Raw genomic sequence first — 13324 nt, forward strand, 5'->3', positions numbered from 1 at the left:
TGGCAGATCCTGCCCATCTGTCCCACCAGCTATGGAGATTCCCCCTATCAGAGCTTTTCCACCTTTGCCGGTAACCCCTACCTCATTGATCTGGACGACCTGGCGGCCGACGGCCTGCTGGACCGGGCGGACTATGAGGGACTGGACTGGGGGAGCGACCCCCAGCGGGTGGATTACGGCAAACTGTATCAGAACCGCTATCCGGTGCTGCGGAAGGCCTGCAAGGCGCTGCTGGCCGCACCTACCGCGGATTACTGGGCCTTCTGCGAGGAAAATTCCTTCTGGCTGGAGGACTACGCCCTCTTTATGGCTATGAAGGAGGCCAACGGCGGAGAACCCTGGACCGACTGGGAACCGGCCATTCAGAACCGGGACCGGGTGGCACTCAACCGGGTGCGCCGGGCCCTGGCCGCCGATCTGGCCTTCTGGCGTGGGGTGCAGTACCTCTTTTTCCGCCAGTGGAAGGCACTCAAGGAATACGCCAATGGGAAAGGCATCCGAATCATTGGGGACCTGCCGATCTATGTCTCCGCCGACAGCGTGGACGTGTGGGCCCACCCGGAGCAGTTCCAGCTGGACGAACACCGGCGGCCCACCGAGGTGGCGGGCTGTCCCCCCGACGGCTTCTCCGCCGACGGCCAGCTGTGGGGCAACCCCCTCTTTGACTGGGACTACATGGAGCGGGACAATTTCTCCTGGTGGGTGCGCCGCATCGCCTATCAGTGTGAGATCTACGATGTGCTGCGGATCGACCACTTCCGGGGCTTTGACGCCTACTATGCCATCCCCTATGGGGAGCCAACCGCTCAGAACGGACGGTGGCGGCAGGGACCGGGGATCAAGCTGTTTCAGGCGGTGGAGCGGGCCCTGGGCAAAAAGGAGATCATCGCGGAGGATCTGGGCTTTCTCACTCCCTCGGTCCATCGGCTCCGGGATGAGACCGGATTTCCCGGCATGAAGGTGCTTCAGTTTGCCTTTGACAGCCGGGATAAGGAGGGACCGGCCTATCTGCCCCACAACTATCCGGTCAACTGCGTGGTCTATGTGGGTACCCACGACAACGAGCCCGCCATGGGCTGGCTGGTCACCGCCCGGCCGGAGGATGTGGCCTATGCCCGGGAATACCTCCACCTGGATGAAAAGGAGGGGGAGAACTGGGGCATGATGCGGACGGTTTGGGGCAGCGTGGGCCGGTTTGTTGTGGTGCAGATCCAGGATGTGCTGGGCCTGGGTTCCGAGGCCCGGATGAATACCCCCTCCACTCTGGGCCGCAACTGGACCTGGCGGGCGCAGGAGGGCTTTGACAGCCCGGAACTGGCGGCCAAACTCCACCGGCAGATGGAACTATACGGACGGCTGCCCAAAACAGAATAAAGGCAAGAAAAAAGTGCGCGTCAGCGCACTTTTTTCTTGCCTGTTTGATGTTACAGCATAGCGTACAGCAGCTTAGCCACCTCGCCCCGGGTGATGGAGTCGGAGGGGCGGATCAGATTGTTGTTGCCGCTGACTACGCCCTGGGTGACCAGAATCTGTGTGTAGGAGAGGGCCCAGGAGGGGACCTGACCGGCGTCGTCAAAGGTTAGATCGTTGGCGGTGTATCCCTTGGCCTGGGTGCGGCCCAGAATGGTGATGGCCTCTGCCCGGGTGATGGTGGACATGGGATTGGCCAGCAGCTGGCCGCCGCTGGAGGCGCCCTGAAGGATACCCAGGCTGTACATGGCCTTGATCTCGTTGAGAGCCCAGGAGGGAATGGAGTCGGCATCGGCAAAGGGCAGCTCCACATTGGCATACTGCTCCAGATCCAGATCCATCCACCGGGCAACCAGAGCGAAGAACTCTGCCCGGGAGATGTTCTTGTTGGGCTCGTACTGGGGAGTGGCTCCACCGGTACCCTGGGAGATGCCCTGGTCGTACAGGAAGGTGGCATAGGGTTCGGCCCAGTGGCCGGTCATGTCGCCGAAGGGGCTGGTCCGGCTGGAGGAGGGCTTCACATCGGCGGAAGCCCGGGCCAGATTGCCGCTGGCATCAGAGGCAGTAACGGTGACCCGATGATAGCCGCTGTCGGCGGCAGGCAGAGTGGCAGTGAGGGTACCGGTGCTCTCATTCCAGGTGCCGGTCAGGACCTTGCCGTCGTAGGTGAGAGTGACATTGCTCTGGGGAATGGTCTGGTCCAGATCGTCCTTGACTGCGGCAGTGAGCTGGGTGCCCTTTACCGACACGGAGACGGTGGGGGCGGTGTTATCAGTAACCTGCTGATTGGCAGTGACCAACTGATCCAGCCAGATGGAGCCGATTTGCCGCTCCGCACCGCCGCCATAGACCACATCCAGACTGGACAGGGAGGAGGCGCCGGTGGGCAGCTGGACCATGACATACTTCCAGCCGGTGAAGTCCAGAGCGGTCAGGAGGAATTGCTGGGTCTGCCCATCCTGGTCAGCGGTGGTAGCCATCAGGGTATTGCCCGAACCGTTGCCATAGACCCACATACCCAGCCAGCTCTCCCCTTCGGGAATGGAAAGGGAGGTAGACAGACTGGCGGAGCCGCTGGTGGCGTCATAGGACAGCTTCAGGCTCTGGCTGCCGTTGTGTACAAAGTCCAGGCCGGTTTCTGCCTCGGCGGTGGCGGTATCGGTATTCTGGAAGGAGGACAGGTTGCCCTCACAGGTATCCAGCGTCTTGACATGGCTGGCGATGGTCACGGGAATTGTGACGCTCTTGCCGCCGGCGGAGACGGTGAGCTTGCCGCTGCCGCTGTTTTGGGAGGCGGTCAGCACACCGTTTGCATCTACCGTGCCCAGTGAAGCGTCCAGAGACCAGGTGAAGCAGGTGTCCTGGGCGGTGAGAGCCAGGGTGCGGTAGGTGGCGGAGGCCTTCAGATCGATTTGCTGGCCGGGATTCAGGTTCAGGGAGGTGACTTTGGAGCCGGTAGACTCATTGGAAATGGTGATGGTGTCCGGCGTGGCCACAGTGGTCAGATAGGCGGTGCCCGAGTGCTCACCGTCCGTTGCAGTGACCTGGTAGAAGCCGCTCTTGCTGCCGGCGGTAAAGAGCCCGCTTTCATTGACGGTTCCGCCGCCGTCAGAAACGGACCAGGATACTGTGTTTCCGGTGGTGGGATAGTAGTTGGTATCCAGGCCGGTGGCGGAGAGCTGAACTGTGGCGCCGGAGAGCAGCATGGAGTCGGTGGGGGTCACATAGTAGCTGTCCAGCTCACCGGTGGGCTGAAGGGTGGTGGTCAGGAAGATGGCGGTGCTGTTGGAGCGTTGAGAGCCATCGGAGGGGCGGTTGACCACCTGCATTCCATTGGTGTCCGGATAGGTAGCGCCGATGGTGGTAGAGCCGCCGCCGTCCATGGCGATGGCCTCCACACAACCCAGTTCCACCAGGCGCTGAGCCGCCTGGGACAGGGTGCAGCCCACACTGTAGCCGGACTGCTTGCCGTCCAGAGTGTAGAAAATCACGGTGCCGTCGGCCTTGACGCCCACTGCAGTCCAGGCGGTGCGCTCCGAGGGCAGGCCGGATGAGACCACCTTGCCGTCAGTGACGATCTTATAAGTACCGCCCAGAGCCTGGGTAACCGAGTTCCAGCGCTCATCAGTGCTGGTGATGGACAGGGTCACCGTATCGCCGGGCTGGAGGGCGCGGAGCTTGGCCAGAATGTCGGCGTTGTCTTTGGCATTCATGGTGAGGACGGCCTTGCCCTCGGGAATGGCGATGCTGCCGGTGGACTCCAGTACCTGGTCCACAGTGTACTGGACTTCCTTGCCGATGGTGGGCTGAGTGGCATAGACTCCTGTGCCGTCGTCCACCGGGGTGAGGATTACGTCCACGCCGGGGTCGGTGTTCTGGGTGGTGGAAGCAAAGTCGGAGGTGAGCAGGGTCAGTCCGCCGCTGGTGTCGCTGGCAGCGATCTTGCGGACCTTGTTGATGGCACCGCTTAATTTATAGGTGGCGCCGTCAAAGGTAACGGTGGTGGAGAGGGCGGGCTGACCGATGAAGGCGGTACCGTCCTCGTTGAAGCCAATGGCCCAGGAGTTGTTGTAGTAGGGGGTGGCCCGCACCACGCCATCGGTGACCAGCAGGCCTACCGTAGAGCCGGTGGAGAGTACATACCAGTCTCCGTTGATGCCGGAGACTACCCGCTTCCCCTGGTTTTCCAGATTCTTGGCCATGCTGGACAGGGTGAGCCGGTCCAGTACCTTGTTTCCGTAGGCCACAGTGGGCACTACATTTTCATTGGGGCTGTAAGAGATGTAGTACTCGTGGCGCAGATCGGAGTAGGTGTCGCTCCAGAAAATGCTTTTTCCCAGAGTGGCGCCTTGAGACAGAGGGACCTGTCCTGTGTGCAGGTCCCAGCCCAGGGCGTATGAGGCCGACGCCGCAGTGACCGTCAGGGCCAGAGCCAGGCCTGCTGCGGCGCATCGCCGGATGAAGTGCTTCATGATTGTCCTCCTGTGGTAGGGTGAAAAGATACATACGTTATGTTAACACAAATACCCCCGCTTGTAAACAAGCGGGGGTATTTGTACCCAAATCTTTATTCTGCGTCCTCGGGGCGGCCCTGTTTCAATCGAGGAAGAGTTTTCTCCAGGGTCGCCTCTTCCTGGATCACCAGCAGATCTCCAATGAGCTGATTGGACACCAGGAAACCCTTGGGGGTCAGATGCCAGCGGCGGTCGTGGCGCTCCGCCCAACCGTGGCGCTCATAGTCCTCCAGCTTCTGCTCGATGGGGTCGAAGTCCAGGAAGAACTCCCGGCGGTATTCCCACTCCTCAATGCCCCGGGTGGTACGCAGCCGGAGCATGAGGTACTCACTGCCCCGCTCCCGGGCGGGGATCAAGTCGGAGGAGTCGATCACCACGCCTCCCTCCAAAACGCCGGAGATATAGCCCTCCAGGTCCCGGATAAAGGAGTAGCGCCGCCCGCCGAAGTCGGAGTGAGCGCCGGGGCCAAAGCCAATATAGGGATGGCCCATCCAATACTTCAGATTATGGCGGGACTGATAGCCGGAACGGGCGAAGTTGGAGATTTCATACTGGCGGTAGCCCTCTTTTTCCAGCCGTTCCACGGTCCAGAGGTACATATCCGCCTGGGCGTCATCGTCGGGCAGCTTTTCGCCCCGGGAGACCCGGTAGTCCAGAGGGGTACCCGACTCCACCTTCAGGCCGTAGCAGCTCAGATGCTCCGGTTTGAGGGTGAGAACCTGCTCCACCGTGTCCTGCCAGCTTGCCAGATCCTGACCGGGCAGACCGTAGATCAGGTCCAGACTCAGGTTCTGAAACTTGGCCTGCCGTGCCAGGGTGACCGCCTGAACCGCCTGTTCAAAGGTATGGGGGCGGTGAAGGCTCTGGAGGGCCTGGTCACAGGCGGACTGAACGCCCAGGGAGAGCCGGTTGACCCCAGCCCGACGGAGGGCCTGGAGCATTTTCAGATCCACACTGTCCGGATTGCACTCCACGGTAATTTCTGCGTCCTTAGCCAGATCAAAGCGTTTGGCGATCAGCCGCAGCAGCTCCCGCAGCCGCTTTTCTCCATAAAAGCTGGGTGTGCCGCCTCCAAAGTAGACAGTATCGATTTGCCAGCCCCTGGCCTGAGGGGCGGTTTCCTTGAGATGGGCCAGTAAGGCCTTCTGGTAGTCGTCCATCCGTCCCTCTTGCCCGGCCAGAGAGTAAAAATCGCAGTAGTCGCATTTGCTGCGGCAAAAGGGAATGTGGATGTAGATACCCAGTTTTTCTGCCATAGACGGCGCCTCGCTTCCTGGAAAGGTGCAGTGGTGCTACCCAAGTATCACTTGCTTATCTAACTATTATACATGAAAAAGCTCAATTTGAAAAGCATAGCCTGCCATGCTATACTCAAAAAAGAGAGGAGGGGGACACAATGCCCCAACAGGATGGACGGCGGCTGATACTGACGGTGGCCTCGGCATGGGATGGAGAGAAGATCGACACCCTGTTGCGCCGGGAGCTGGGACTGTCAGGTACTGTGATCAAACGGATCAAATGGTTGGAGGACGGCATCCTGCTGGATGGCGTCCGGGCTATCACCGGCCAGCGGGCAGCGGCGGGACAGGTTCTCTCGGTGCGGGTGGACGATCCGGAGCGGCCTGAGGCTGTGGCCCCCACGCCTGGGCCGGTGGATGTGGTCTATGAGGACGACGACCTGCTGGTGGTCAACAAGGCCCCCGGTGTACCGGTTCATCCTGGACCAGGCAACGGCAGAGAGACCCTGTGCAACTATGTAGCTTATTATTACCAGCAGAAGGGAGAACCGGCGGGGGTCCATCCGGTCCATCGGCTGGACAGGGGTACCTCCGGCCTGATGGTGATTGCCAAACACCCGTTGGCCCAGGAGCGGCTGAAGGAGCAGCTCCATACGGCTGCCTTTCGGCGGATCTATCTGGCGGTGTGCGACGGGGTATCGGTGCCGGAACAGGGGAGGGTGGAGGTCCCCATCGGGCGGGTCCCTGGTTCTCTGATCCAGCGTCAGGTGGATCCGGCGGGCCAGCCTGCGGCCACCTGCTACCGGGTAGTAGAACAGACAGGGAACCGGACCCTGGTAGAGCTCATTCTGGAGACGGGCCGCACCCATCAGATCCGGGTTCACATGGCATGGCTGGGCTGTCCTCTCACCGGCGACTTCCTCTACGGCAGGGAGGACAAGGGTCTCATTGCCCGGCCAGCCCTCCACTCATCAGAGCTCTTTCTGACCCATCCCATCACCGGGGCGGCTCTCCACTGGACTGCACCTCTGCCGGATGATATGGCAGTGCTGCTGCGTTAAAAAGGGGCTGCTGCAAAATGCAGCAGCCCCTTTTAGTTCTGTTTCAGCCCAGTTTGCTGAAGAGATTGACCATCTCAATGGCGGACAGGGCGCAGTCGTAGCCCTTGTTGCCTGCCTTGGTGCCGGCACGCTCGATGGCCTGCTCAATGGTGTCGGTGGTGAGTACCCCGAAGAGCACCGGCTTGCCGGTCTGGAGAGAGGCCTGAGCCACGCCCTTGGACACCTCGGCGCACACATAGTCGTAGTGGGAGGTGGAACCACGGATGACAGCGCCCAGGCAGATTACCGCGTCATACTTGCCGCTCTGGGCCAGGTGGAGGGCGGCTACCGGAATCTCAAAGGCGCCGGGTACCCAGGCAACGTCAATGTTCTCGGTGGGAATGCCGTGACGTACCAGGCCGTCCTCCGCGCCGGAGAGCAGCTTGCTCACGATAAACTCGTTGAATCGGGACGCCACAATGGCGATATGCAGGCTTTCGCTGCCGATCAGTTTTCCTTCCAGAATGTTCATGTCAAATACCTCCCTGAATCTTATCGTCGTCGGTCACCTGCTCCAGCAGGTGGCCCATTTTTTCACGTTTGGTCCACAGATAGAAATGGTCGTGTTCCTGGGGCGCGATCTCGATTGGAACGCGTTCGGTGATCTCCAGGCCAAAGCCGGACAGACCGTAGATCTTGTCCGGGTTGTTGGTGAGCAGCCGCAGTTCCTTGACTCCCAGATCTCGAAGAATCTGAGCCCCGATCCAGTACTCCCGCAGGTCGGGGGCGAAGCCCAGTTTGATGTTGGCCTCCACCGTGTCATAGCCCTGCTCCTGGAGGGTGTAGGTTTTCAGCTTGTTGATGAGACCGATGCCCCGGCCCTCCTGCCGCATATAGAGCACCACGCCCCGGCCCTCTTTTTCGATGCGCTCCATGGCAGCGGCCAGCTGCTGGCCGCAGTCGCACCGCTGGGAGCCGAACACGTCGCCGGTAAGGCACTCGGAGTGGACCCGGCACAGCACACCCATGCCGTCCCCAATATCGCCTTTGACCAGAGCCACATGGCTCTCGCCGGTGAGATCGTTGGTGTAGCCGTAGATGGTGAAGTCACCATACTTGGTGGGCATTTTGGCCACCGCCTCCCGGATCACGTGCTTGTCGTGGAGGCGGCAGTAGTCCTGGAGATCCTTGATGGTGATGACCTTGATGCCCCAGGCGGCGGCATTTTCCAGCAGCTCGGTGGTACGCATCATGGTGCCGTCCTCCCGCATGATCTCGCAGCACAGGCCGCACTCGGCAAGGCCTGCGTGGCGGCACAGGTCTACCGTGGCCTCGGTGTGTCCGTTGCGGGCCAGCACCCCGCCCCGGCGGGCCACCAGGGGGAACACATGGCCGGGTCGCCGGAACTCCTCCGGCCTGGCGTCGGGAGCGGCGCACCGGCGGCAAGTGAAGCCACGTTCCTCGGCGGAGATGCCGGTGGTGGTGTCCACATGGTCAATGGATACGGTGAAGGCGGTCTGATGGTTATCGGTGTTTACCTTTACCATCTGCTCCAGCCCCAGCCGGGCGGCCACAGCCTCCGACATGGGGGTGCAGATCAGGCCCTTGGCATGGACTGCCATAAAGTTTACGTTCTCGGTGGTGGCAAACTGGGCGGCGCAGATCAGATCGCCCTCATTTTCCCGGTCCGGGTCGTCGATGCACATGATGAGGTGTCCGGCCCGCAGCTCCTCCAGGGCCTCCTCAATGGTGGCAAATCCCATGGTATGTATCCTCCTTTAAAATCCGTGTTGAGCCAGAAATTCCATGGTGATGCCGGAGGACTTGGGAGCCTCCCGGCCCAGCAGTCTGGCCACATATTTTCCCAAAATATCGGTCTCCAGGTTGACAGTGTCTCCCGCCTTCCGGTCCAGCAGGGTGGTCTGGGCCCCGGTGTGGGGGATGATGGAGACGGAGAAATCCCGGTCAGTGACGGCGGCTACCGTCAGACTGATGCCGTCAATGGCGATGGAGCCCTTCTCCACAATGCCGGAGAGCAGTTCCGGGGCGGCAGAAATGGTGACCCACACCGCATTGCCCTCCCGACGCAGAGAGGTTACGGTGCCGGTACCGTCAATGTGGCCGGTGACGATGTGGCCACCAAAACGTCCATCTGCCGCTATGGCCCGCTCCAGATTGACCTGGGAGCCGGGATGCAGTCCGCCCAACCCAGTGCGCCGGAAGGTTTCCGGCATCACGTCGGCGGTAAAACCGGCGGGGGAGAGGGCGGTTACCGTCAGGCACACCCCATTTACCGCGATAGAGTCCCCCAGCTTGGTGCCCTCCAGTACTGTACGGGCGGCCAGTTCCAGGCTGCCTGCTCCCACTTTGCGGACGGTGCCCAGTTCTTCAATGATTCCTGTGAACATTCTGTATCACCTCGTATTCCAGCAGCAGGTCCTCGCCCATGGGGGTGCAGGTGGGGGAAGAGAGCTGCCAGCAGTCCTCCGGGCGGTCCACTCCCCGGCCCTCCACCGGGCTTTTGGCTTCCGCTCCGCCAAAGAGCTTGGGGGCCAGGTAGCAGTAGACCTTATGTACCAGCCCCTGCCGCAGCATGGACTCATTGAGTCCGCCGCCCCCCTCCAGCAGGATGCCGTCAATCTCCCGTTTTCCCAGCTCTGTCATCAGGGCGGGCAGGTCCACTCTGCCGTCGGCGCCGGGCAGGTCCAGTACTGTGATCCCAAGGCCCTCCAGGGCAGCCCGCTTGTCAGGCATGGGGGAGGCACAGGCCACGATGGTGGGCACCTCCTTGGCGGTGCGGACCAGGTTGGAGGTGAGGGGGATGCGTAGCTGGGAGTCGCAGATGATGCGCACCGGATTGCGGCCGCCCTCCATCCGGCAGGTGAGCATGGGGTCGTCCTGGAGCACCGTTCCGATCCCTACCAGGATACCCCGGTACTGGTGCCGCAGAGTCTGAACGTGAGCCCGGGCGGTCTCTCCGGTGACCCACTGGGACAGGCCGGTATGGCAGGCGATCTTGCCGTCGGCGGTCATGGCGTATTTCATGGCCACATAGGGAGTCTTGTGGGTGATGTAGTGGAAGAATACCGGGTTCAGGGTATCGCACTGGTCCCTCATGAAATCTTCTTCCACGTCTACCCCGGCTTGCCGCAGCAGGGCCGCTCCCTTGCCGTGGACCAGGGGGTTGGGGTCCCGGGAGCCGATGACCACCTTGGCGATGCTCGCATCCAGAATGGCCTGAGTGCAGGGGGGCTGGCGGCCCTGGTGGCAGCAGGGTTCCAGGGTGACATACAGGGTGGCTCCTGTCGGGTCCTCTGTGCAGGCAGCCAGAGCCTCCCGCTCGGCGTGGAGGCCGCCGCAGCGGCGGTGCCAGCCCTGGCCAATGATGCGGCCCTCCTTCACCAGCACCGCCCCGACCAGAGGATTGGGGCTGGTCCATCCGGTACCCTGTTGGGCCAGCTTTATAGCCAGCCCCATATAGTTGGTGTCGTTCATATTCGCTTGTCCCTCCTTTTTCGGGACGAAAAAAGCGCCCCGAAGCAACTTCGGGGCGCTGAGAAAGCATCTACGGGGCGGAATGAAACGGATATAAAGCAGGGGTAAGATTCATTCCCACCGGCGTCTTCTTCCATCCAGACTTTAACTGTCGGTTTTGGAATTGCACCAAATCCTGTGCTTACGCGCTCGCGGACTTTACCGCCGATCGGGAATTTCACCCTGCCCTGAAGACTGCATATGAACTTGTTGGCCTTATCATAGCACTGTGGAAAAGTGTTGTCAACTATTTATCTACGCTGGGGATCTCCGTGGTGTCCACTTCGTCCAGGTGGCTCAGGTAATATTTCGTCTCTTTTGCGATGACTCCGGACAGCAAAAGAACCGCGATCAGGTTGGGGATGGCCATGAGGGCGTTGAGGATATCAGCAATGGTCCACACCAGGTCCAGAGCCAGCACGGGGCCCACCACCACAACGGCTACAAAGAGAATCTTGTAGGGGAGAATGGCCTTCTTGCCCCACAAATACTGGGCGCACCGTTCGCCGTAGTAGGACCAGCCCAGGATGGTGGACCAGGCAAAAGTGATGATACCCACCACCAGAATTACCGGTCCCAGTACGGGGATCTGGGAGAAGGCCAGGGTGGTCAGCTTGCCGCCGTCGGTGATGTCGGCCATGTTGATGGCGGGATTTTTCATAATGGTGGATACCAGCACCAGGCCGGTCATGAGGCACACCACCACTGTGTCCCAAAAGGTGCCGGTGGCGGACACCAGGGCCTGACGCACCGGATTGCGGGTCTGGGCGGCGGAGGCCACTAAGGGGGCGGAGCCCATGCCGGACTCGTTGGAGAACAGGCCGCGGGCCACGCCGAAGCGCATGGCGATCATCAGACCCTGACCCACCAGACCGCCGGCCACCGCGCCAGGGGTGAAGGCCAGACGAACAATGGCGCCGATGGCGGGGAGGATGAAGTCGTAATTGAAGCCAAGGATGATGATACAGCCCAGTACATAGAAGGCGGCCATGAAGGGTACCAGTTTTTCACAGACGCTGGCAATGGAGTTGATGCCGCCAATGATAACGATGGCGGTGAGCAGGCCGCCTACAATGCCTACCACGATGGGCGGAATGGGCAGGGGAATGTTGTTTTCAATGACCTCGGCAATGGCGTTGATCTGGGTGCCGCAGCCGATGCCGAAGGAGGCTAGAGCGGCCAGGGCGGCAAAGAGGACGCCCAGCCATTTCAGGCCCAGGCCCCGCTCCAGGGCGTACATGGCGCCACCCTGCATTTTGCCGTCGGGGGTGCGGACCCGGTACTTTACGGCGATGAGGGACTCGGCGTACTTGGTGGCAATACCGAAGATGCCGGCGATCCAGCACCAGAACACCGCGCCTGGGCCGCCCAGGAAAATGGCGGTGCCCACGCCGATGATGTTGCCGGTGCCGATGGTGGAGGCCAGAGCAGTTGTGAGGGCCTGAAACTGACTCACGTCGCCGGGGGAGTCGGGGTCACGGGTCACTGACAGGCGAATGCCCGTAAAGGTTTTGCGCTGGATGAAGCCGGTGCGTGCCGTCATAAACAGGTGGGTGCCGAAGAGCAGCACGATCATGGGGATACCCCAGATAAAGTCGTCCAGCCAGTTGATGAAGGATACGATTACATCCATAGAAATCCCTCTTTTCTCTCTCTAATTCTCTCTTATTTGTTCTGTTCCAGCCACTTTTTCAGCTGCTCGGCCATGGCGGAGCTGCCGCTGTCCTTCTGCTGTTCCTGCTGCTGGAGATAGCGGCGCACATCTCCCTTACCGGCGGATTTGGTCTCCCGCCGTTTCTTGAAGTCGCTGAGCCGCTCCCGGTAGCCGCACACGCAGGCGAAGAGCTGTTTGTCTCCCTCGCCCCGCAGCTCCATCTTCTTGTGACAGTTGGGGCAGCGGGCGTTGGTGGTCTGGGTCACCGAGCGGCGGTAGCCGCACTCCCGGTCGGGACACACCAGCATCTTGCCCCGTTTACCCTTGACGCTGAGCAGAAATTTGCCGCAGTCAGGGCACTTCTCACGGGTCACATTGTCGTGGGTATAGGTGGCGTCGCTGGCCTTCACTTGGGCCACCAGATGGGAGGCGTAGCCCTTCATTTCGCCCACGAAGGCATCCTCCTTCTCCTTGCCCTGGGCAATGTCTCCCAGCCGCTTTTCCCACTGGGCGGTGAGAGAGGCCGAGCGCAGGTCAGAAGGGGCCAGCCCCACTACCTGGACCCCCTTGGAGGTGGGTACCAACTCCTTGCCCCGGCGCTCGATATAGAAAGCGGAGAACAGCTTTTCAATGATATCTGCCCGGGTGGCGGGGGTGCCCAGGCCGCCGGTTTCCTCCAGGATCTTGCTCTGATCCCGGTCCTGGACCTGGGCGGCGGGGTGCTCCATGGCGGTGAGCAGGGTGGCCTCGGTGTACCGCTTGGGAGGTGCGGTCTTGCCCACATTGGCCCGGACGGACAGCACAGGCAGCTTGTCCCCCTGGCGCAGGTCGGGCAGAGACTGTTCCCGCTCCTCTTCATCCTCGGGCTCCTCCAGGTCGAAGGAACGATCATAGGCCGCCTTCCAGCCCGGCTCCTTCACGATTTTGCCTCGGGCGTGGAAGGTCTCGCCGTCGATGGTCAGCTTGAGGGAGACCTCCTCATACTCGAAGGGGGGCAGCAGCACCGCCAGGAACCGGCGTGCCACCAGGTCGAAGATGTTGCGCTCGGGCCCGGACAGCCGCCACAGGTCCACCTGCTCCTCGGTGGGGATGATAGCGTGGTGGTCGCTCACCTTGGCGTTGTTTACCAGGTAGCGGGTCTGGAGGGGGCGATGGCTCATGATCTGCCGGGCCAGGGGAGCGTATTCGTCGATCATCACGCTGCGCAGCCGCTCAGGCAGGGTGGGTACCACATCGTCGGAGATATAGCGGGAGTCGGTGCGGGGGTAGGTGAGGATCTTGTGGACCTCATAGAGGTTCTGCATGACGGACAGGGTTTCCTTGGCGGAGTAGGCGTACTTTTTGTTCGCATCCCGCTGCAGCTCGGTCAGGTCG

The 13324-nt window shown here is 61.3% G+C and carries 10 protein-coding genes and 1 riboswitch; of the genes, 2 read left to right on the forward strand and 8 right to left on the reverse strand.

Annotated elements, in window-relative coordinates; translation table 11 throughout:
• On the forward strand, positions 1 to 1374 hold a 1374-nt coding region (malQ, locus tag IHN22_RS10230; RefSeq protein ID WP_191435146.1), incomplete at its 5' end, for a 4-alpha-glucanotransferase.
• A gap of 50 nt (positions 1375 to 1424) precedes the next feature.
• Here the strand turns inward: malQ and IHN22_RS10235 are convergent.
• Both IHN22_RS10235 and hemW read right to left on the reverse strand, forming a co-directional pair.
• The gene (locus tag IHN22_RS10235; protein WP_191435147.1) at positions 1425 to 4442 is read right to left on the reverse strand and encodes a phosphodiester glycosidase family protein; all 3018 of its coding nucleotides are present in this window, start codon (positions 4440 to 4442) and stop codon (positions 1425 to 1427) included.
• Between the two features lie 95 nt (positions 4443 to 4537).
• The gene (gene hemW / locus IHN22_RS10240) at positions 4538 to 5740 is read right to left on the reverse strand and encodes a radical SAM family heme chaperone HemW (protein WP_087389488.1); all 1203 of its coding nucleotides are present in this window, start codon (positions 5738 to 5740) and stop codon (positions 4538 to 4540) included.
• 140 nt (positions 5741 to 5880) lie between these two features.
• On the opposite strand from hemW, the gene IHN22_RS10245 reads away from it, so the two are divergent.
• A complete protein-coding gene (locus tag IHN22_RS10245; protein WP_191435149.1) occupies positions 5881 to 6783 on the forward strand; it encodes an RluA family pseudouridine synthase in 903 nt (300 codons plus the stop codon).
• Positions 6784 to 6826: 43 nt separating this feature from the next.
• Here IHN22_RS10245 and ribE read toward each other — a convergent pair whose 3' ends face one another.
• From ribE to IHN22_RS10275, 6 genes are all read right to left on the reverse strand, one after another.
• Positions 6827 to 7294 (reverse strand): 6,7-dimethyl-8-ribityllumazine synthase, encoded by a 468-nt coding sequence (ribE, locus tag IHN22_RS10250; protein ID WP_087188224.1) that lies wholly within the window; start codon positions 7292 to 7294, stop codon positions 6827 to 6829.
• Position 7295: 1 nt separating this feature from the next.
• Positions 7296 to 8525: a bifunctional 3,4-dihydroxy-2-butanone-4-phosphate synthase/GTP cyclohydrolase II gene (locus IHN22_RS10255; RefSeq protein WP_087389491.1), complete on the reverse strand. Its 1230-nt coding sequence runs from the start codon at positions 8523 to 8525 to the stop codon at positions 7296 to 7298.
• 15 nt (positions 8526 to 8540) lie between these two features.
• The gene (locus tag IHN22_RS10260) at positions 8541 to 9170 is read right to left on the reverse strand and encodes a riboflavin synthase (protein WP_191435150.1); all 630 of its coding nucleotides are present in this window, start codon (positions 9168 to 9170) and stop codon (positions 8541 to 8543) included.
• The gene (ribD, locus tag IHN22_RS10265) at positions 9151 to 10257 is read right to left on the reverse strand and encodes a bifunctional diaminohydroxyphosphoribosylaminopyrimidine deaminase/5-amino-6-(5-phosphoribosylamino)uracil reductase RibD (protein ID WP_191435152.1); all 1107 of its coding nucleotides are present in this window, start codon (positions 10255 to 10257) and stop codon (positions 9151 to 9153) included. Before ribD ends, IHN22_RS10260 begins: the two co-directional genes overlap by 20 nt.
• Before the next feature lie 121 nt (positions 10258 to 10378).
• Positions 10379 to 10496: riboswitch (FMN riboswitch) on the reverse strand.
• 47 nt (positions 10497 to 10543) lie between these two features.
• The gene (locus IHN22_RS10270; protein ID WP_087188228.1) at positions 10544 to 11929 is read right to left on the reverse strand and encodes an alanine/glycine:cation symporter family protein; all 1386 of its coding nucleotides are present in this window, start codon (positions 11927 to 11929) and stop codon (positions 10544 to 10546) included.
• Between the two features lie 32 nt (positions 11930 to 11961).
• Positions 11962 to 13324 (reverse strand): DNA topoisomerase (locus IHN22_RS10275; protein WP_300986364.1); only part of this gene is annotated, 1363 nt, incomplete at its 5' end.

The sequence above is a fragment of the Flavonifractor sp. An112 genome, assembly GCF_904377885.1.
GTDB classification, from domain to species: Bacteria; Bacillota; Clostridia; order Oscillospirales; family Oscillospiraceae; genus Flavonifractor; species Flavonifractor avicola.

What these genes read in the sequence shown, in the direction of transcription:
- IHN22_RS10235 (WP_191435147.1), bottom strand. Translation starts at nt 4,442, where the DNA reads ATGAAGCACTTCATCCGGCGATGCGCCGCAGCAGGCCTGGCTCTGGCC.
- hemW (WP_087389488.1), bottom strand. Translation starts at nt 5,740, where the DNA reads ATGGCAGAAAAACTGGGTATCTACATCCACATTCCCTTTTGCCGCAGC.
- IHN22_RS10245 (WP_191435149.1), top strand. Translation starts at nt 5,881, where the DNA reads ATGCCCCAACAGGATGGACGGCGGCTGATACTGACGGTGGCCTCGGCA.
- ribE (WP_087188224.1), bottom strand. Translation starts at nt 7,294, where the DNA reads ATGAACATTCTGGAAGGAAAACTGATCGGCAGCGAAAGCCTGCATATC.
- IHN22_RS10255 (WP_087389491.1), bottom strand. Translation starts at nt 8,525, where the DNA reads ATGGGATTTGCCACCATTGAGGAGGCCCTGGAGGAGCTGCGGGCCGGA.
- IHN22_RS10260 (WP_191435150.1), bottom strand. Translation starts at nt 9,170, where the DNA reads ATGTTCACAGGAATCATTGAAGAACTGGGCACCGTCCGCAAAGTGGGA.
- ribD (WP_191435152.1), bottom strand. Translation starts at nt 10,257, where the DNA reads ATGAACGACACCAACTATATGGGGCTGGCTATAAAGCTGGCCCAACAG.
- IHN22_RS10270 (WP_087188228.1), bottom strand. Translation starts at nt 11,929, where the DNA reads ATGGATGTAATCGTATCCTTCATCAACTGGCTGGACGACTTTATCTGG.